Raw genomic sequence first — 20,506 nt, 5'->3', positions numbered from 1 at the left:
CTTTCCAGCGCCCTCCCGCGCACCCACCCTCCTGAACCGCGCCCGCCGGGCAGGTCACCGATACTGATGAAATGGGCAAAGTCGGGCGAGACGCCCCTGCGAGCCGACGGGGCGAGCACGTGCCACCGAAGGCCGGGCCGCCGGAAGCCGGTCCGACGGCCCGTCACCGTTCGACCGGCCACCGTGTGCTGTCGCTGGCGAAGCCGCGCAGCGTCGCCGGTCAGTTCTTCCTGCTGCAACTCGTGGTCGTGCTGCTGCTCATCGCCACGGCCGTGGTGGCACTGGTGATCCAGGACAGGAACCGGGCGATCCAGGAGGCCAGGGACCGGTCGCTGGTGGCGGCCGAGGCATTCGCGAACGCCCCGGGCACCGCGGAGGCGATGAAGAGCGACGACCCGACGGCGGCGCTGCAGCCCCATGCCGAGGCGGTCCGCAAGCGGACCGGTGTCGACTACGTCGTGGCGCTGAGCCCCTACGGCTTCCGCTGGACCCACCCGGACCGGGACCAGATCGGCAAGCACGTCTCCACCTCCTACGGCCAGGCCCTCGAGGGCGAACCCCACCAGACCACGTTCGACAGCAGCCTGGGCAAGGCCGTCGACTCGACGGTGGCCGTCTTCGACGAGCGGGGAAACCCCGTCGGACTGGTCACCGTGGGCGTCACGGTCGCCAAGGTGACCAGCGTGGTGCAGGACCAGCTGCCGGTGATCTTCGCCGCGGGAGGAGTCGCCCTGCTGCTGGCCGCGGGCGGATCGGCACTGGTCAGCGGGCGTCTGCGACGCCAGACCGGAGGACTGGGGCCGGTCGAGATGACCCGCATGTACGAGCACCACGACGCCGTGCTGCACGCCGTCCGTGAGGGCGTGATCATCCTGGACGCCGAAGGGAGGCTCCAGCTGGTCAACGACGAGGCGCGCAGGCTGCTCTCCCTGCCGCCGGAGGCCGAGGGCAGGCCGGTCACCGAACTCGGACTGAACCCTTCCCTGGCCGCACTGCTGGGTTCCGGCCGGCCCGCCAGCGACAAGGTCTTCCTCGCCGGGGACACCCTGCTCGCGGTCAATGTGCGGCCGGTCGGCCCGAACGGGGGCAGCGTCGCCACCCTGCGGGACACCACCGAGCTGCGCGCCCTCGCGGGCCGGGCCGACGTGGCGGGCGGGCGCCTGCAACTCCTCTACGACGCCAGCACCCGCATCGGCACCACCCTCGACATCAAGCGCACGGCCGAGGAGCTGACCGAGGTGGCCGTCCCGCGCTTCGCCGACTACGCCACCGTCGAGCTGGCGGAGTCCGTGCTGCAGGGCGGCGAACCCACGGAGGCGAGCACGGCGATGCGCCGCGTCGCGGCCGCGGGCATCCGGGACGACGCGCCGCTCAGCCCGGTCGGGACGCTGGTGCAGCATGCGCCCGGCAACCCCGTGGCCACCGGGGTGGCGACCGGGCGGCCGGTCCTGGCCAGGCACCTCGCCGAGGCCGAGGGATGGCGGGCCCAGGCCCCGGAGCGCGCCCGGCGGGTCATCGAATTCGGGATCCACTCCATGATCACGGTGCCGCTCAGGGCCCGGGGCCAGCTGCTCGGGGTCGTGGAGTTCTGGCGTTCCCAGCAGGACCCGTTCGAGCAGGACGATCTGTCCCCCGCGGAGGAGCTCGCCGCGCGGGCGGCCGTGTGCATCGACAACGCCCGCCGCTACACCCGTGAGCACAACACGGCCGTCACCCTCCAGCGCAGCCTGCTGCCCAGCGCGCTCCCCGAGCTGTCCGCCCTGGAGGTCGGGCACCGCTATCTGCCCGCCCAGGCCGGGGTCGGCGGCGACTGGTACGACGTCATCCCGCTGCCCGGGGCCCGGGTGGCCCTGGTGGTCGGCGACGTCGTCGGGCACGGTCTGCACGCCGCCGCCACGATGGGCCGGCTGAGGACCGCGGTGCACAACTTCGCCGCCCTCGACCTGCCGCCGGACGAGCTGCTCGCCCACCTGGACGACCTGATCGCCCGGATCGACCAGGACGCGGCGGCGGAGGGCAGCACCGAGGCCGTCACCGGTGCCACCTGCCTGTATGCGATCTACGACCCGGTCTCCGGGCGGTGCGTCGTGGCCCGCGCCGGGCATCCGGGGCCGGCGCTGGTGTCCCCCGACGGCACCGTGACCTTCCCCGACATCCCCGTCGCACCGCCGCTCGGCGTGGGCGGGGGACTGCCGGTGGAGACGGCCGTGCTCCGGCTGCCGGCCGGCAGCCGGCTGGTCCTCTACACCGACGGCCTGGTCGAGACCCGCGACCGTGACATCGACGTCGGGCTGCGCCTGCTGAGCGAGGTGCTGGCCGAGACGCACGGCACCTCCCTGGACGACACCTGCGAAACGGTGCTCGACACCATGCTGCCCACCCGGCCCAACGACGACGTCGCCCTGCTCGTCGCACGTACCCGGCTGCTCGACCCGGACGAGGTCGCCGAGTGGGAGGTGCCCGACGATCCCGCCGCCGTCCCCCGGGTCCGCGCCGAGGCCACCCGCAGGCTGGAGTCCTGGGGCCTCGGCGAGGCCGCGTTCACCACCGAGCTGATCGTCAGCGAGCTGATCACCAACGCCGTCCGGTACGGCAAGAGCCCCATCAGCCTGCGCCTGCTGCGCGACCGGGACAGCCTGATCTGCGAAGTCGGCGACGGCACCAGCACCTCGCCGCACCTGCGCCGCGCCGCCTACACCGACGAGGGAGGCCGCGGCCTGTTCCTCGTCGCCCAGCTCTCCCGCCGCTGGGGCACCCGCTACACCGACCGAGGCAAGATCATCTGGGCCGAACAGGCGCTCGACTCCCCGGCCGGCCCCGACCTGGCAGACCTGTGGATGGAGGACCTGTGAGCCCCGGACCCGGGTCGGGCCCCGTCGTCTGCGGTCCCCGCCGTCAGGAGCCGTCCTCGACCCTCAGGTACGGGATCTTGGCCGGGTCCCGCCCGAACGCGGCCCCCAGATAGACCGCCGACAGCTTGGCCAGCGTGCCGTCGTCGATCAGCCGCCGGATGATCCGGTCCAGCTCCTCCTTGTTGGCCGACTTCTTCGGATACAGGGCGCCGTAGCCCTGCTCCGTGCGGTACTGCCCCACCAGGCGCACCCTGCTGTCCGGCTTCTGGGGATACGCCAGCAGAATCGTCGTGTCGTGAATGACCGCGTCGACCCGCCTATTCTCCAGCGCCGCGATCAGGTCCGGGTCGTTCGGGAAGGGCGTCACGGGCTTCGCCGGTCTCAGACGCTTCTCCACGAACTGCTCACCCGTCGTGCCCTCCGCCACCCCGATCGGAACATTCCGAACATTGTTCTGATCGATCGTCTCCCCGTCCCTGATCAGCAGTCCCAGGGTCGAGGAGAGGTACGGAGGGGAGAAGTCGGCGACCTTGCTCCGTTGCGGGGTGATCGTGATCTGGGCCAGGGCCAGATCGAAGTCCTTCGTTCTCCCGGACACGACCTCAGGGAAGGGGGCGTTCTTCACGATCACCCGGTCGAGCCCGGACCGGTAGGCGATATTGGCGGCCATGCAGTACTCGTAGCCGCTCTTGATGGACTTCGCCGAGTCACCGTTCCACCAGCCGGGCGCGGGCAGCGTGGTCTTCACCGTGAGCACGCCCCGCGTCACGGGCTTCAGCCGGAACTCCCCGTACCGGCCCGAGACCCGGCAGTCGCCGTATTGGACGTCCGGCGACTCCTCCCCGCCCTGGTCGCACGCCGAGGCAGCGGCGATCAGCGCCCCACTGACAGCCAGAGAGACGATCGCTGCCGCCGCGCGCATTCTTGCACCTCCGGTCGGGGCATACTCCTTGAGTCACCATAAATCACCCGACCCGTGCGATCGCCACTCCACGGACGGCGTGCTCAGAGCCGCAGCCCGGAGGCCTGCGGTCGCGTGAGGCGGGCGAACTCCCAAGGGTCGTGGGCCGAGAAGAGCTCGATCTCCTCCGGGTGCTCGCGGATCAGCTGGCGGAGCCGGGCCTGGGTGGCGAGGCGCAGGTCGCGGTGGACCTCGGAGCGGGTCTGGACGAGGTCCAGCAGCGGGTGGGGCTCCCCGGCCTCCTCCATCTCGCGGTGGTAGTAGTACGCGTCGCCGCAGTGCAGCAGCCAGCGGTCGCCCCGGTGCACGGCGACCCCGGTGTGGCCCGCGGTGTGCCCGCCGAGCGGGACGAGCCGGAACTCCGGCGGCAGGCCGCGCGGGCGGAGCGCAGTGAAGCCGAACCAGTCCTCGGTGGTCCCGGCGCGGCCGGCGGCACCGGTGTCGTACGTGACCCAGTGGGGGCCGTGCGCCCAGTGGGCCAGCCGGTAGCGCAGGCTCGGGGCCTCGGCCAGCGCCGCGGCCAGCTCGTCGGCCAGTACGTGGACCCGGGCGCCGGGGAAGTCGGGAAGACCCCCGCAGTGGTCCACGTCCAGATGGGTCAGCAGGATGTGGCGGACGTCGGCGGGGTCGAACCCCAGCCGGGCGACCTGCCGGACTGCCGTCTCCTGCTCGTCGAGCACCGGCGCGGCCATCTCGGTCCAGTCGGCGCCGAGCGAGCCGTCGGGGTCGCGGATGTCACCGAGACCGAGACCGGTCTCGACCAGGACCAGGCCGTCGCGGTCCGTCTCCACCAGCAGGCAGTGGTTGACGGCGGGAGCGGACGGCGGGCCGTCGTAGGTGGCGTCGATGGTGCGGACCGAACCGCAGTTGAGGTGATGGATCTTCATGCCGACTAGGCTGGAACTTGAACCACGCTTCAAGTCAAGGCCGTACGCTCGCACGCGGAGGACGCCGTGCCCGACGAACCGTTGCTCGACATCGGTGAGGTCGCCCGCCGCACCGGGCTCGCGCCGTCGGCGCTGCGCTTCTACGAGAGGAAGGGGCTGATCGCCCCCGAGGGCCGCAACGGTCTGCGCCGCGCCTACCGACCGGAGGTCCTGGAGCGCCTCGGCCTCATCACCTGCGCGCGCAGCGCCGGTCTGTCCGTCGCCGAGATCGGCCGCTTCCTCGCGGCCCGCCCCTCCGACGGCGATCTGCGGGAACGGATGACGGCCAGGGCCGAGGACCTGGACGAACAGATCGGCCGCCTGACGAGACTGCGGGACAGCCTGCGACACGCCGCCGTCTGCACCCACGAACCGGTCGTCGACTGCCCGGACTTCCGGCGGGCGATCGGCGGTGTGGCGCCGCGGACGCACACCGGCGGGGACCGGCCGGACGCCGGTCCCCGCCGGAGGTCTGCTCATGCGTAGGGGATGACCAGAACGGACTTGTCCGTCCCCGTCTGGAGCTTCGAGGTGCCGTTGCCGATGGCGCTCCAGACCTCCAGGCGCACGGTGCCGCCCCTGAGGTCGGCCAGGGTGCCGGTGGACGCCTTGAGACCGCGGGCCTGGGTGTACTCCTCCCATCCGGGGACCGGGTCGGTCGCGAAGTAGTTGTACGTCTCGGTCCGGTCGAAGCTGCCGTCGCCGGTGAAGTCGTAGCTCACCCGGGCCTGCTGGCCGAGGGCGACCGTGGTGCCGGCGTCGACCTGGAGCCGGAAGGCGGTCGCCGCGCCCGGGGTGAGCGTGCCGTTGACGCCGCGTACTTCGTAGACCAGGGGCTGGTGCGGGGTGCCGTCGTGGTTGGCGCCCCCCGCGGAGGCGATGGTGTCGCTGCCCGCCGTGCCGTCTGCCGACGTGGTCAGCACACCGCCGCTGCGCAGCTGGAAGGTGTTGCCCGTCGGCGGCTCCGGCTCCTCCGGGCCGGGGTCCGTGGAGCCGTCCCCCGTGCCGGTCGCGGTGGAACGAGGCGGCACGGACAGGGTCTTGCCGTCCGAGAAGGTCACGGTGCGGGTGGTCGAGCCGTGGTTGTGGGCCGCGTAGGTCCGGGCCGAGCCCTTGGTGAACACGGCGGAGGTGGGGATGTCGCCGGTCACCGTGGCGTCCGGGGCGCCGAGGTCGGCCAGGGTGCTGATCCAGTGGTAGGTGTGGGCCTTGGACTCGCCCTCTTCCGGGGTGTAACCGGCGTGTCCCGCGTCCCACTTGGACTTGGCGGCGGCCGGATCGGCGAGGGACTCGAACTCCCAGAGGAGATCGCGCCATTCCACGGCCGGACCGCCGTTCTCCCGCTCCATCTCGGCGAGGTTGCGCCGGATCGCGGCCTTCTCGCGGCCGAGGTGCAGCGAACCGCCGGTCACCGGAAGGACGTTGATGCCGTGGATCTCCTCGGGGTTGGCGGTCCACCAGGTGGCGTAGGCGGCGCCGCTGCCCCAGACCATGCCGGCCGTGTCATGTCCGAAGGAGGACGGGAAGACCTGCTCGTCGGCGTCGAACCAGTACTGGGCGATCGACTCCGACTCGGTGGTCAGCAGGAAGGTGCCGAGATCGCGCAGCGAGCTGTCCCCGGTCGCCGAGCCCCACAGGACGAGCGCCGCACTGAGGTTGGTCGACTCGGAGGAGGACTCCTGGTTGTTGCCGGCTGCGAAGCCCTGGTGGCCGGAGGCCCAGGAGTGGCCCGCGTAGACGTCGAAGCCGCGCAGGAACGGGAAGGCGCTGTCGTTGCGGCTCGGGTTGGCGGTTTCCCGTACGAGCGTCTTGACCATGCCGCCCCAGGCGGAGTCGGCGGCCCACGCCTGGTCGTACTGGGCGACGATCGCCGCCGCGTAGACGTAGTAGCCGTAGTGGAAGTGATGGTCGTTCAGCTCGGTGTCGCTGCCGTAGGAGGCCGGGTAGCCGGTGAGCGTCCTCCAGTCCTTGTCGTAGCTGAACTCGCTCGCGCCGCCCGCCGTGAACCACTCCTGCAGCTTGCCCTTGATCAGGTCGAGCAGCCGGTCGCGGACGCCGGCCTCACCGATCTGGTCGGCCACCGGGACGAGCTGGGCGAGGCGGCCCAGCGCCTTGCCCGTCCAGTAGGTGTCGGTCGCCCCGGAGAACGGGTCGGAGGCGTTCACCACGTCGTTCAGATAGCCGCGCAGCCGGGCGTGGTCCACCCCGTCCGACCCGGGCAGCGCGGGCAGTACCGCCGCCGCCTTCTGGCTGGTGGTGAAGGAGGCAGCCTCACGGACCTTCATGGTGCCGCGTGGCGAGACATAGGTGTAGGAGGTGAGGGGGGCCGAGGTGTGCAGCCACTGGTGGCGGTAGAGCGCCTGGAGCGTACCGCGCTCGCTGCCCTCTTTCGCCTCGGTGGTGAGCGTGTACACCGCCTTGACGGTTCCGCCGCTGTAGCTCCAGGTCACCTTGGAGCCGGTGACGAAGCTGAAGGCGTACTTCTTGAACGTGGCCAGCGCACCGGTGGACGGCAGCACGGCAACGGAGAAGTAGTCCTTGCCGCCGAGCCCCGCGGTGACGGTGGAGCCGGAGACGTTCCAGTCGCTGCCGGTCGGGGCGAAGAGGGCGTAGTGGTGCCCGGCGACGGTGATGCCGAGGACATTGCCCTCGTCGGCGAAGACCGTGGGCGCCCCGGCGGTGGTGATCTGGGCGTTGCCGCCGGAGCCCTGCGCGTAGACGAAGGGGGAACCGTGGCCGATGGTGGTGCGCAGGGTGCGGGTGCCGTCCGACCAGTAGGGGGTGACCGTCCAGTCGGACCAGTCGTCCGCCTTGGTGTCGGGGGAGTTGAGGCCGGTCAGCCCGATGGTGAGGTCGCGCTTGTGGGCGTACTCGTACTGGCGGCCGTCGCCGGTGATCACGGGGGTCGTGGGGTAGCCGACGTCGAGTCCGCCGGCGGTGGCCTGGTAGGTGAGAGGGTGGCCGTACATGGGGGTGGAGTACGGGTTGTCGCCGTAGCGCTGGAAGGCGAGGGAGGACCACCAGTCGTTGGTCGGCACGGGCCGGTCCTTGGCGGCGGCGGTCACCTTGGGTGTGACCGGCGTTCCCGTGTTGGTCGTGGGACCCGATGTGCCGGGAGGCCGGGTGTCGGAGTAACTGCCCGAGCCTACGGGCACGGTGGCGGCGGACGCCGGTGCGGCGGCCGGGCCCAGACCGTAGGCGGCGAGGGCCGAGACCAGCAGCAGGACGGCCGCGGGTCTGGAACGTGGGGTCGGCATACACGTCACCTCAAGTCGTGACGAGAAATGGGGAGTTGGGGTGTCGACAGCGTTTGAGAGCGCTCTCAGACGGTCGGAACGTAAAGCCGATGTAATTCACGTGTCAATAGTTTGAACACGGAGGGTGCGGAGAAGAGTGGGGCGCCGTCAGGTGTTGGAGCATCCCGGACGGCGGCTCCCCGCAGGCGCTCACACACGCGGCCCTCGGCGCGTGCGGCCGCTGGCTGCGTTCCTGCCTGCGCCCTGGCCTGTGTCCGCATCTGTGGCCTTATCTGCGTCCCCGCACCCGCTCCCCGCCTGTGTCCCCATCTGCGTCCCCGCCCGCGCGCCCCGCCTGTGTCCTCATCTGCGTCCCCGTCCGCGCGCCCCGCCTGTGTCCCCATCTGCGTCCCCGCCCGCGCTCCCGCAGGTGCTCCGCCGAAAACCCGTGGCACCGGCCCCCACCTCTCCCTACACTCACGGATCAACAGGCGCCGCCCGCCGAAGGGGCCGCGCCGTCGTTCGTCCGTGAAGGGAGCCCGGCCATGCGTGAGCGCACCGCCGTCGCTGTCTCCCTCTCCCGGTACACGGTGATCCTGGTGTCTTCGACCGCCCGGTGCCCGCTGCGCGCCCGGCACCGGATGCCCTGACGCGTCGCTGACTCGGCGTCGGTTCAGACTCGCCGTCGCCCGCTGATCAGCACATCTCCGGCACGACGCACGCCTCCCTCCGGATGCCCGCCGGCCGGCCTGTCTGCCTGCCCGGTCGTCCGGCCGCCGGGACCCCGTGCGCTCCTGCCCGCCCGCGTCCGGGAAATCGCGCTGCCCGTCCACACGGATCGACCAGTGAAAGGCCATCAGGGCCATGCGCGTCAACCCAGTCACCAACCCCCTCGCCACCGTCCGCAACCTCGGCATCCTCGCCCACGTGGACGCCGGCAAGACCACCGTCACCGAGCGGATCCTGTACGCCACCGGCACCACCCACAAGCGGGGCGAGGTCCACGACGGCACCACCGTCACCGACTTCGACTCCCAGGAACGCGACCGCGGCATCACCATCTTCGCCGCGGCCGTCAGCTGCACCTGGGCGGGCCACCGCATCAACCTCATCGACACCCCGGGCCACGTCGACTTCGCCGACGAGGTGGAGCGTTCGCTGCGCGTGCTCGACGGTGCGGTCGCGGTGTTCGACGCGGTGGCGGGCGTGGAGCCGCAGAGCGAGTCGGTGTGGCGGCAGGCGGACCGGCACGGTGTGCCCCGGATCGCGTTCGTCAACAAGATGGACCGCGCCGGAGCGGAACTGGACGCCGCCGTCGCCTCGATCCGGGAGAGGCTGCACCCCGCACCCCTGCCCGTCCAGCTGCCGATCGGAGCCGAGGACGGCTTCACCGGCGTCGTCGACCTGCTGCACATGCAGGCTTTGACCTGGGACGACGACGGCATGGCGGCCGACCCGGCGCCCGTGCCGGAGGCGCTGCGCGAGGAGGCCGCACGGCGGCGCAGGCTGCTCGAGGAGGCGGTCGCCGAACTGCACCCGGGCGCCCTGGAGGAGTTCTGCGACACCGGCTCCCTCGGCACCGGCACCCTCGCCGCCGCTCTGCGGGACCTCACCCGCAGCGGCGACGGCGTGGTGGTGCTGTGCGGCTCCGCCTACCGCAACCGAGGCATCGAACCGCTGCTGGACGCCGTCCTCGCCTACCTGCCCTCGCCGCTCGACGTACCGCCCGTCCGAGGCACCGGTGACGACCGGGAGGACGGCGAGCAGGAACGGCCCGCCGACCCGGCGGCGCCGCTGGCCGCGCTCGCGTTCAAGGTGAGCGCGACGCCCACCGGGCGGCTCACCTACCTGCGCCTGTACTCGGGCACCATCGAGAAGGGAGACACCGTGTGGGACGCCACCGCGCGCCGCGTCGAGAGGATCGGCCGCATCCTGCGCGTCCGGGCCGACCGGCACGCACAGGTGGACCGGGCGGTCGCCGGGGACATCGTCGCCGTGGTGGGGCTGAAGTCCGCCCGCGCCGGCTCGACGCTCTGCGCGCCGGACGCTCCGCTGCTCCTGGAACCTCCCGGTGTCCCCGAGCCGGTGGTCTCGGTGGCGGTGGAGGCACAGCGGAGCACCGATACCGGCCGCCTCGCGTCGGCGCTCGCCCGGCTCGCCGAGGAGGACCCCTCGCTGGTCCTGCGCACCGACGCCGAGACCGGCCAGACGGTGCTGTCCGGCATGGGTGAGCTGCATCTCGAGGTCGCGGTGGAGAAGGTACGGCGCGATCACGGCATCGGCGTCAACGTCGGCCGCCCGAGGGTGAGTTACCGGGAGACCGTCGGGCGCGGGGTGTCCGGCTTCGTCTACCGGCACGTCAAACAGGACGGCGGAGCGGGCCAGTTCGCCCATGTCGTGCTGGACGTCGAGCCGCTCGACGCCCAGGACGGCTCGGGCGCCGGGTCCGGTTTCGTGTTCGCCTCCACCGTGGTCGGCGGGAGCGTTCCGCAGGAGTACGTCCGCGCGGTGGAGGCCGGCTGCCGTGACGCGCTGGCCGAGGGCCCGCTGGGCGGTCACCGGGTGACGGGTCTGCGGGTGACCCTCACCGACGGGGCGACCCATGTGAAGGACTCCTCGGACACCGCCTTCCGCACCGCCGGCCGCCTCGGACTGCGCGAGGCGCTGCGCGCCTGCGAGATGGTCCTGCTGGAACCCGTCGTGGAGGTCACCGTCACCGCACCCGAGGACGCGGTCGGCGGGGTGCTCGGCGATCTCGCGGCGCGCCGCGCCCGGGTGACCGGCTCGGTCACCCGGGCCGGTGCCACGGTCGTCACCGCCACGGTGCCGCTGGCCGAGCTGTTCGGCTACGCGACCCGGCTGCGCAGCCGGACCCAGGGGCGCGGCACGTTCACCACCCGGCCGATGGGCTACGCCCCGGCCCCGGCTGCGGTGTCCGCCCGGTAACGGCGAACGGCGGCTGACGACGGCGGCCGGCGGTCGCCGGCAGGTGGTCGAAGGGGCCCCTCCCGCACGCATGCGCGGGAGGGGCCCCTTCAGAGCCGTCTGGTTGGCGCAGGTGCTTGCGGCCGGGACCCGGCAGGACGCATCTCTGTCGTCACTCGGCCTTCCTGAACACCTCCGACAACCCGTCCCCCGTGTCATGGGCCAGCCGTCCCGGCTCGTCCGGCGAGAGCAGGCCGACCCGGGCGGCCAGCTCCCGGCCGTGGACGTCGACGGCGGCCTCGATCAGACCCGCGAGTGAGTCCAGGGCGGCCCGGGCCCGGGACCGGGCGACCGCGGCGCAGCCGAGGGCGGCCAGTGCGGCCGGCCACCACCAGCAGGCGAGCAGGGCGTAGCCGACGGCCCAGGCGGCCAGGCGGGCGGCGGCGCTGAAGGAGTCGTGGGCCGACTGGATCTGGCGTACGGCAGGCTCAGGGAGGATCAGCCACAGCCGTGGCCAGAGGGCGGCCAGGTCCACGCCGTAGGCGGCCTCGACGCGGTCTGCTGCCGCCTGCATGCGGTCGCCGTACCAGGTGGGGCGGGCCGGTCGGCGCAGCGCGATGCGGTCGCGGGCCTCGGCGAGGGCCTGGATCCGTGCCAGCGCGCTGCTCGGGATCAGCACGGCACCGCCGGCTCCGGTGCCGGTGCCGTGGGCGTGCTCGATGGCCTCGGTGAGCCGCGCGTCCCGCTCCTGCCAGCGGCGGGCCCGGCGGGCGGCCCTGGCGCGCGAGTACGGGTCCCGGCCGAAGCGCAGCCAGCACCGTTCGATCGCGCCGCCGAGGAACTGTGCGGCGAGCGAGGCGGCGGTCGCGGTCAGCAGGACCAGGGCGACCAGGAGGGCGGCGGTGCCGGTGCGGTCGAGGGCGGGACGTGTGGCCAGCTCGTCCAGGGTGGTGCGCAGCCGGTCCAGGTCGTGCCAGTGGCGGTGGCCCAGGGTGGTGCCGACGGCCGCGGCGGCGAGGAACAGGGCGCCGGGGAGGACCAGCAGGTTCAGCCAGCGTTCGGTGAGTCTGCCGCCCAGGGTGGTGAGAAGGGAGTGCATGAGGGCAGGTCACTGCGCCGAGCTGAGGCGGCTCTTGCGCATGCGGGTGCCGTGGACGGCGCAGTACGGGGCGGGGAGCAGGTCGCGGGCCCGTTCGATGCGGGCGCAGGAGTGCGCACCGGGGCAGACGGCCACCTTGATGTGGGGCGTGATGCCGGGGGCCGTCGCGCCTCTCGACTCACCGACCAGTCCGCGGGCGTCCCCGTTCCGGCGCAGGGCGGTGTCCAGCTCGCGGTAGCAGGCGGCGAGTTCGTCGGCGTCCGCACCCGACCGCAGCAGGTCGCGCGCACGTTCGGCCGCCTCCCGGACCCCGGGCAGCCGCAGGTCCTCCGGTGAGCCGAGCAGGGCGCACAGCGCAGCCGTCGCTCTGTCGAGCCCGGGTGAGTAGGGCGATGCCGTCATGGTTCAAGTGTGCCGTAATACAAGCGGAGTTGAGAGGCTGTTGACGCGTACTCGACGTACACAGTGGGGGGAGTGACGGGGTGAGACACGACCGCGACCGGTTTCTGAAGGCGCTGCACATGCGGCTGGGCCGGGCCGTCGGGGCGGACGGGTCCGTGATACGGGACGTGGTGCTCGGCAGAGAGGCGGACGCCGAACTTCAGGGACTGCTGCGGAGCATCGATGCGAAGACCGACATGGAGGCCCGGCACGCGGCCGGCTGGCTGTGCGCCCTCCGCGCCATGGCCGGCACCGGGGTCCACGGGTCCGTCCACGGGGCCATGGCCGGGACCCTGCTCTTCCCGGTGTGGGTCGCCGATCCGGCGTCGGTGCCCGAGCAGTTCGCGGCGGGCTTCGCCGCCGCCGATCCCAGCACCCGCCCGGACCCGGCGAACGCGGACTTCCCGGACGCATGGTGGGCGCTGTGCGCCGCCTCGACGATCGTGGCGGAGGGACAGCAGCACAGCCTGCCACCGGACCCCTCCGAGGACGACATCCACCTCCATGAGATGGCCGTGAGGCTGGCAGGGATGTACCCCTCCCGCGAGTCCGCGCTCGGGACCGCGGTCGGAGCCGGCAGCCTCGCCGTCCTGGCCACCTGGGAGTACGAGCCCCGGTTGGAGCTGAGGCTGGAGACCCTGGCCCGCGCGGTGGCCCTCGCCGGGACGACCTGGCCGTTCGGGGACCTGGCGGACGGGGACCCGGTGCGGTTCGTGCGCGGCGCCGTCAAGCGGGCCCCGGCCGGCTCACCCGCACGCCTCCTCGCCCTGGACGGCCTGAGCCGCAAGCTCCTCGAGCGCTACATGAAGTCGTTCGACGCCGAGGACCTGCACGAGGCGGTCGGCATCGCCCGTGACGTGGTCGCCCAGCTGCCTCCGGACCACCCGCACCTGCCCTCTGCGACGGGCGCGCTCGGCCGCTCCCTGATGTGCCTGCTGCAGGCGGAGGGGGCGACGGCACAGCAGTGCGACGAAGTGGTGGAACTGTGCCGGCGGAGCTTCGCCGGGCAGCCGCAGAGCCCGGCGGCGGCGGGCCATGACCTCGGCATGGCGCTGGTGCTCCGGGCACAGCACACCGGCCGGGTGGCGGACATCGACGAAGCGGTCCGGGTGCTGGAGGAGGCTCTGCGCGCCGCCCGTACCCCGGGAGAGAAGGCCGCCCTGCAGAACGCCCTGGGCAACGCCCTGCGCCACCGCTCCGTCGTGACCGGAGCCCCGGCCGACCTGGACACCGCGCTCGGCCTCACCGGGTCCGGCACCGCTCCCGGCGAAGCGGCGGGGGGCGCGCCGTCGTCCTTCCTCGTCGCCCCCGCGGCAGCCCTGTACAACCGCTACCTGCGGGACCCGCAGGCGAACGGCGGTGACCTGGACGAGGCGCTGCGCCTCCTCCAGCGGGCCGAGGCCGAGCTGCCGCCCGGCCACCCCGACCGTCCCGCGGCGCTGAACCACCTGGGCCTGGTCCGGGTCGCCCGCCACCAGCGGTCGGGCAGCGCGGAAGAGCTGAACAGAGCCGTGGCGGCCCACCGGGAGGCGGTGGCCGGCACGCCCGACGGGCACGGGCTGCTGGGAACACGGCTGCTCAACCTCGGTGCCGCGCTGTCGCTGCGCCACCAGCTGACCGGAGACGGTGAGGACCTGAGAGAGGCGCGGGAGTGCCGGCAGCGGGCCGCCACCCTGCCCGGCCTGGGCCGCGCCCACCACGCCATGCTGCTGAGCTCCACCGGCATGAGTCTGCTCACGGGCCTGGAGCGCGCCGCCGACCCGGACACCCAGCTCGACCAGGCCATCGCGCTCCTCAGACAGGCCCTGGCGCTCACCCCGGAGGGCGACCCGCAGTTGCCCCGGCGCCGGCACCGCCTCGCCGTCGCCCTGCTGTCCCGTCCGCGGACATTGAGACCCGGTGACGCCCGTGAGGCGCGCGAGCTGGCCGACGCGGTGATCGCGGCACTGCCCGCGAACTCCCCGGATCTGCCGGGCGCCCTGGACATCGCCGCGACGGCAAGAGCGATGAGCACCCGCACCCTGCTGTCGCGGGCCGCCCGGCGCGAGGTGATCGCTCTGTACCGGAGGGCCGTCGAGGCCACGCCTCCCGGTGACCCCAAGCGCACGTACCGCCTGTGCCTCCTCGGCAGCGCCCTGCACGACCTGACCCCGGACCCGCGTCACCGCCGGGCCGCCCTGGAGGAGGCCGCCGGTCTCTTCCGGGAAGCTGCGCTGGAGGAGCAGTGCCCGCCGTCCGAGCGGCTGGAGGCGGCACGCGTCTGGGGCGACCTCCGGGCGGAGCAGGGCGACTGGGAACAGGCCCTGGAAGGCTATGTGGTGGCCGTCGACCTGCTGCACGCGGTGGCACCCCGCCACCTCGTCCGCGACGACCAGGAGTTCCTGCTCGGCCGGACCGCGGGACTCGGCGCCGCCGCCGCTGCCTGCGCGGTGCGCTGCGGCCGGCCGGGGCTCGCGGTCGGCCTGCTGGAACAGGCCAGGGGCGTGATCCTCTCCCATGCCTTCGACGCCGACAGCGACCTGACCCGGCTGAGGGAAGCCGCCCCGGACCTCGCGGCCCGCTTCGAAGAGCTCCGGGACGCCCTGGACACGGCCACCGACACTCGCGAACTGCCGGCGGAGGAAGAATTGTCCGCCCCCGGGGCCCGCGCCGATCTCCGGCAGCGACTGGCCGCCGAGTGGCGGGAACTCACCGACCGGATCCGCGCCGAGCACCCCGAACTGGGCCTGCTGCGGCCGATGCGGGACTGGGAGGAGAGCGAGCTGCGCGCGACGGCCGCGGCGGGCCCGGTCGTCCTGGTCAACGTCTCGCCGCACGGCAGCGACGCCCTGATCGTCACCGAGCACTCCATCGAGGCCCTGCCGCTCCCGGACCTCGACCCGCGGACGACGACGACTCGCCGGCAGACCTTCCAGGACGCGCTGGTCCGCATCGAGACACCCGGCACGTCCCGCAAGCAGTCCCAGCGCGCCCAGCGGGACGTACGCGACACCCTCGCCTGGCTGTGGCGGGCGGTCACAGGACCGGTGCTCGACCGCCTCCCCGCGGCGACCCGCGTGTGGTGGTCGCCCGGCGGACTGCTGGGTACCCTGCCCCTGCACGCGGCAGCCCCCGCCGACGGTGCCCCCGGCGCCCTGGACCGCGTGGTCTCCTCGTACACGCCGACGCTGCGGGCCCTGCACCACGCACGTCGGCGCGCCGCCCGCCCGGCGGGCGACGGAACCCTCCTCGTCAGCGTCGGGCACGCCACCGGACAGGCGCCTCTGCCGGGCGCCCGCCGCGAGGCAGAGCAGCTGGCCGGCACGCTCCCCGGCGCCACACTCCTCGCGGACGCCTCCGCCACCCACTCCGCGGTGGTCTCCGCTCTGCGGCACCACGCCCACGCGCACTTCGCCTGCCACGCCCTCAGCGACCTGGAGCATCCCTCGGGCAGCCGGCTGGTCCTGCACGACCACACCGAACGCCCCCTGACCGTCCGGGACCTGGCCCGCCTCCGGCTGCCGTCGGTCCGGCTCGCCTACCTCTCCGCCTGCGCCACCCTGCGCACCAGCCCCGAACTCGCCGACGAGGCCGTCCACATCGTCAGCGCCTTCCAGATGGCGGGCTTCCCCCATGTGGTCGGCTCCCTGTGGCACGTCGACGACGTGATCGGCGCCGAGGTGGCCCTCAGCGTCTACCGCGACCTGCATGCCGGCGGCGGCACCCTCGACGTCGCCCGCACGGCCGAGGCCCTGCACCGCGCCGTGCTCGCCCTGCGCGACACCTACCCGCAGACCCCGAGCCTGTGGGCCTGCCAGGTGCATGCGGGACCGTGAGGGGACCGCGCCTCGAGGCCTCTTGGGCGGTGGACCCTCCCGCGGCGCGAGCGCGGGAGGGCCACCTCGACCACAGGCGGGGGCCTCAAGGCGAGGCTTCCGCCTCAGGGATAGGACACCACCGTCGACGGCACGGTGTCCGAGCCGGACGTCGGTGCGCCCGTGTCGTTGATGACGCACTCGTACTGGCCGTGCCCGCTCAGCGAGACCACCAGCAGGTGGTGGAAGCGCACTCCGGGCCGCTCGGGGGCGGCGAAGCCGTGGTGCTGGACGATGGTCGGGTCGACGTTGTAGTAGCAGTACGAGCCCATGCCCCAGCCCTCGTGGGTGGTGACCTGGTCGCCGACCTTGTACGCCGCGTAGCCCTTGACGGAGCCGTTCTGGATGGCGGCCTGGTCGGGTGCGTCGTAGGCCTTCTCGTTCTGGAAGAAGATCGTGCGGCCGCGTTCGCCGTTCCACTGCACGTCGTACTTGTTGAAGTGCTCGACGAACAGGCCGGTGGCGAGCACGTCGTCGCCGTTGACGACCACGCCGTAGTCGCAGCGGTTGGTCTCCCAGCCGACGCCGTCGCCGTGGTCGGCGCGCCACACCCAGGTGTGGTCGACGATGGTGTGCCGGGCGTTGATCACCATGGCGGTGGTGGCCCGGCCGGGGCCCGCGCCGCCGATCCGGATGAACACGTCCTGCACGGTGACGGGGTTGGCCGAGTGGTCGCGGGAGGCGCCCTCGGGCCCGACTTCGAGCAGGACGGGGGAGTTGACGGGGCCGGCGTCGATCAGGAGGCCGGCCAGCCGTACGCCGTCGACGTCGGCGACCTTCAGCGCGGTGGTGCCGCCCTGGGGAACGAGGGTGGCGTAGCCGAGGCCGAGGACCACGGTGTTCGGGCGGTTCACCGTGATCGGCGCGTCCACCTCGTAGATGCCCGGTGTGAGCAGCAGGTTGAGGCCCTGGGTGAGAGCCTGGTTGAGGACGGCGGCGGAGTCGCCCGGGTGGGCGACGTAGAAGCGCTCCAGGGGCAGGGAGGTGCCGCGCGGGGTGCCGTTGCCCCAGGTGACGCCGCGGGCGTTCGTGCGCAGGGCGGGCAGGAAGACGCGGTACCGGGTGCCGTCCAGGTGGAGGAAGGGCTTCTCGCGGGAGACGGGCGTGGTCCGGAGGGTGGTGTAGGGCGGGTCGGGGAAGCCTCCGGCGGGGGCGCCCTCGACCCCGGAGAAGACCATGTTCCACACGCCGTTGGTCCAGCCGCCGACCGCGCTGTCACGGGTGTACCACTGCTGCTGGGAGTACGGTCCCACCGTGCCGTCGATGCGGCTGTCGGCGATGTAGCCGCCGCTGGCCCAGCCGTAGCCGGACGGGGCGAGGTCGAGGCCGCCGCGGACGTGCATGCGGCGGAAGGGCGCCGCCTGCGCCACCGCCCACCGGTTGTCGCCGTTCACCGGGACGACGGCCAGGTTCTCCGCCGAGCGCCAGAAGTTCTGGGTGGCGTTGCCGTCGAACCAGCCCGCGTCGACGGTGATGTCGCCGTTGATGGTCGTGTCGTCGGGGGAGAGGCCGAGGCCGGAGACGGAGGTGTAGAAGCCGATCTGCGCGTTGAGGCCGTTGTACGTGCCCGGCTTGAAGAGCAGTTGGTAGCGGCCGGGACCGAACTGGGCCTCCTCCTGCCGGGTGAACACCTCGTCCAGGGTCGCCTGGATACCGGGGGTGGAGGGGTCGAAGACGAGGACGTCGGGGCCGAGGTCGCCGCCGCCCTCGAGCCGCTTGCGCCTTCTGCGGTGGGCCGGTCCGGCAACGGGGCGGTCCGGCGGACCGGCCGGTGCGGCTGAGGCGGTGCCGGGCAGGCCGGCGAGGACCGGGGTCGCGGCAGCGGCGCCGAGGAGGGTGCGGCGGCCGACGGTGCGTGGGCCGGGCGTGGCGTCGGCCGCAGCCCCTGGCGGGGGAGTTGACGGGGAGTCGGACGAGGACATGGGGCGGCTCTCCTGGTTCAGGAATTGAACAGGGTGGGGTTCTGGGAGCGCTCTCTCGCCGCTGAATGGTTCATCCGTGGAACAGATGAGTCAAGGGGTGCGGCGAGAGTCGGCTCGGCCCGTTCAAGCCCTTGACGGCACTCGGCCCGAGGGATTAACTCACGTTCTAAATTAAGCCATGAGGTGCTCGGTGGGTGCCTCAGCGTGCCTTCCCGGAAGGGGACTTGGACAGCCATGCGCAGAATCCGGGCCGCGGCCACGGGCGCCGTCTTCCTGTCCCTCGCACGTGCCGCCTCGGCAGGCGGCGGCGGTTCCAGCACCGGCGGCGGGTCCGACGACTCGCCCGGAAAGCTGACCTACTGGGCCTCCGGCCAGGGCGCCGGCCTCAAGGCCGACAAGAAGGTGCTCCAGCCCGGGCTCGGCACGTTCGAGAAGCGGCCGGCATCAAGGTCGAGCGGGAGGTCGTTCCCTGGTCCGACCTGCTCGACCGCATCCTCATCGCCACCACCTCCGGCCAGGGCCCGGACGTGCTGAACATGGGCAACACCTGGACCGCCTCGCTGCAGGCGACCGGCGCGCTGCTGCCGTGGGACGAGAAGAACCTCGACAAGACCGGCGGCCGGGACCGGTTCGTCGACTCCGCCCTCGCCCCCACCGGAGCCGAGGGCCAGGACCCGGCGGCCGTCCCGCTCCACTCCATGGCCTACGCGCTCTACTGCAACAAGAAGATGTGTTCGCCGACGCCGGCATCGAGAAGCCGCCGGCCACCCGGGACGAGCCGATCGCCGCCGGCAAGAAGCTCTCCGGGCACGGCAAGTGGGGCATCGCCGGTCCGACGGCAGGAGCCGTCAGGTGAGCCGACCCGTCAACCCCGAAGGAACCTCAGTGACCATCGACTACGCCGCCCTCCCCGACGACTTCCTGTGGGGCACGGCCACCTCGGCCTACCAGATCGAGGGTGCCGTGACGGAGGACGGCCGCTCGCCGTCGATCTGGGACACCTTCTCGCACACCCCCGGCGCCATCGACAACGGGGACCACGGCGACATCGCCTGCGACCACTACCACCGCTGGCGCGAGGACATCGGCCTGATGCGCCGCCTCGGCACCAACGCCTACCGCCTCTCCATCGCCTGGCCCCGCGTCCTGCCCGGCGGCGACGGCCCCGTCAACACCAAGGGCCTCGACTTCTACGACCGCCTCGCCGACGCCCTCCTCGAGGCGGGCATCACCCCCTTCGTCACCCTCTACCACTGGGACCTCCCGCAGACCCTCCAGGACCGCGGCGGCTGGCCCGAGCGCGACACCGCCGAACACTTCGCCGCCTACGCCTCCGTGGTCGCCGGACGCCTCGGCGACCGCGTCCACCACTGGGCCACCCTCAACGAGCCCCTCTCCTCCGCCTGGATCGGCCACCTCGAGGGCACCATGGCCCCCGGCCTGACCGACCTCACCGCCGCCGTCCGCGCCTCCTACCACCTGCTGCTGGCCCACGGCCTCGCCACCCGCGCGATCCGCGCCGCCGCCCCCGGCGCCCGCATCGGCATCGTCAACAACCTCTCCACCGTCCACCCCGCCAGCGACACCCCCGAGGACCACGCCGCCGCCACCCGCATGGACGGCCACACCAACCGCTGGTGGCTCGACCCCGTCCACGGCCGCGGCTTCCCCGCCGACATGCGCGAGGTCTACGGCGTCGACCTCCCCGAACGCCCCGGCGACTCCGCCGCCATCGCCGCCCCCCTCGACTGGCTCGGCCTGAACTACTACTTCCCCCAGGTCGTCACCGCCGACCCGGAAGGACCAGCCCCGTTCGCCCGTCAGATCCGCCGCCCCGGCGTCCCGCGCACCGGCATGGACTGGGAGATCGACGCGAGCGGCATCGAGACCCTCCTGCTCCGCCTCACCCACACCTACGGCGCCCGCACCCTCTACGTCACCGAGAACGGCTCCGCCTACCCCGACACCGTCCGCCCCGACGGCACCATCGACGACCCCGAACGCCAGGCCTACCTCGAACAGCACATCGCCGCCTGCGCCTCCGCCGCCCGCAAGGGCGCCCCCCTGGCCGGCTACTTCGCCTGGTCCCTCCTGGACAACTTCGAATGGGCCTACGGCTACGCCAAGCGCTTCGGCCTCGTCCACGTCGACTACAGCACCCAGAAACGCACCATCAAGACCAGCGGCCACCGCTACGCGGACATCATCCGCGAACACGGGGAGAGGCGGAGGCGGACGGCCTGACGCCCGCGAGGCCGCACGTGAAGACGAGGGCGCCGTGCTCCGCGAA

The 20,506-nt window shown here is 72.8% G+C and carries 11 protein-coding genes and 1 pseudogene; 6 read left to right on the top strand and 6 right to left on the bottom strand.

What is annotated here, in order from left to right; genetic code table 11:
• The first annotated feature begins 71 nt into the window (after nucleotides 1–71).
• On the top strand, nucleotides 72–2,852 hold the full coding sequence (locus HCJ93_RS06960; RefSeq protein WP_167992059.1) for a SpoIIE family protein phosphatase: 2,781 nt from the start codon (nucleotides 72–74) through the stop codon (nucleotides 2,850–2,852).
• Nucleotides 2,853–2,895: 43 nt separating this feature from the next.
• On the opposite strand, the gene HCJ93_RS06955 is transcribed toward HCJ93_RS06960, so the two are convergent.
• Together HCJ93_RS06955 and HCJ93_RS06950 are read right to left on the bottom strand one after the other, a co-directional pair.
• Nucleotides 2,896–3,774, bottom strand: coding sequence for an ABC transporter substrate-binding protein (locus tag HCJ93_RS06955; RefSeq protein ID WP_167992058.1), 879 nt, complete (start codon nucleotides 3,772–3,774; stop codon nucleotides 2,896–2,898).
• 83 nt (nucleotides 3,775–3,857) lie between these two features.
• A complete protein-coding gene (locus tag HCJ93_RS06950) occupies nucleotides 3,858–4,700 on the bottom strand; it encodes an MBL fold metallo-hydrolase (RefSeq protein WP_167992056.1) in 843 nt (280 codons plus the stop codon).
• A gap of 66 nt (nucleotides 4,701–4,766) precedes the next feature.
• Here HCJ93_RS06950 and HCJ93_RS06945 point away from each other — a divergent pair, with 66 nt between their 5' ends.
• Entirely contained in the window at nucleotides 4,767–5,225 is a 459-nt protein-coding gene (locus HCJ93_RS06945; protein WP_309141330.1) for a MerR family transcriptional regulator, read from the top strand.
• On the opposite strand, the gene HCJ93_RS06940 is transcribed toward HCJ93_RS06945, so the two are convergent.
• On the bottom strand, nucleotides 5,216–7,996 hold the full coding sequence (locus HCJ93_RS06940; RefSeq protein WP_167992055.1) for a glycosyl hydrolase: 2,781 nt from the start codon (nucleotides 7,994–7,996) through the stop codon (nucleotides 5,216–5,218). The two genes, HCJ93_RS06945 and HCJ93_RS06940, sit on opposite strands and share 10 nt — an antisense overlap.
• 843 nt (nucleotides 7,997–8,839) lie before the next feature.
• Between HCJ93_RS06940 and fusA the strand changes: the two genes are divergently transcribed.
• Entirely contained in the window at nucleotides 8,840–10,921 is a 2,082-nt protein-coding gene (gene fusA / locus HCJ93_RS06935; protein WP_167992053.1) for an elongation factor G, read from the top strand.
• A 151-nt stretch (nucleotides 10,922–11,072) separates the two neighbouring features.
• On the opposite strand, the gene HCJ93_RS06930 is transcribed toward fusA, so the two are convergent.
• Both HCJ93_RS06930 and HCJ93_RS06925 read right to left on the bottom strand, forming a co-directional pair.
• Nucleotides 11,073–11,999, bottom strand: a complete 927-nt coding sequence (locus tag HCJ93_RS06930) for a hypothetical protein (protein ID WP_167992051.1) — start codon at nucleotides 11,997–11,999, stop codon at nucleotides 11,073–11,075.
• 9 nt (nucleotides 12,000–12,008) lie between these two features.
• Complete coding sequence (locus HCJ93_RS06925; protein ID WP_167992050.1) at nucleotides 12,009–12,401, bottom strand: hypothetical protein; 393 nt, start codon at nucleotides 12,399–12,401, stop codon at nucleotides 12,009–12,011.
• 80 nt (nucleotides 12,402–12,481) lie between these two features.
• On the opposite strand from HCJ93_RS06925, the gene HCJ93_RS06920 reads away from it, so the two are divergent.
• A complete protein-coding gene (locus HCJ93_RS06920) occupies nucleotides 12,482–16,255 on the top strand; it encodes a CHAT domain-containing protein (protein WP_309141329.1) in 3,774 nt (1,257 codons plus the stop codon).
• 104 nt (nucleotides 16,256–16,359) lie between these two features.
• On the opposite strand, the gene HCJ93_RS06915 is transcribed toward HCJ93_RS06920, so the two are convergent.
• Entirely contained in the window at nucleotides 16,360–18,216 is a 1,857-nt protein-coding gene (locus HCJ93_RS06915; RefSeq protein ID WP_167992048.1) for a pectate lyase-like domain-containing protein, read from the bottom strand.
• 234 nt (nucleotides 18,217–18,450) lie between these two features.
• Here HCJ93_RS06915 and HCJ93_RS06910 point away from each other — a divergent pair.
• Together HCJ93_RS06910 and HCJ93_RS06905 are read left to right on the top strand one after the other, a co-directional pair.
• Nucleotides 18,451–19,042 (top strand): annotated as a pseudogene (locus HCJ93_RS06910) (ABC transporter substrate-binding protein); the annotation flags it as partial.
• Between the two features lie 59 nt (nucleotides 19,043–19,101).
• A complete protein-coding gene (locus HCJ93_RS06905; protein ID WP_167992047.1) occupies nucleotides 19,102–20,460 on the top strand; it encodes a GH1 family beta-glucosidase in 1,359 nt (452 codons plus the stop codon).
• Nucleotides 20,461–20,506: the final 46 nt, after the last annotated feature.

Origin of the sequence: Streptomyces composti (genome assembly GCF_012034205.1) — a bacterium.
In the GTDB taxonomy this organism is placed as follows: domain Bacteria; phylum Actinomycetota; class Actinomycetes; order Streptomycetales; family Streptomycetaceae; genus Streptomyces; species Streptomyces composti.
This window is presented reverse-complemented; position numbering and strand designations above follow the sequence as displayed.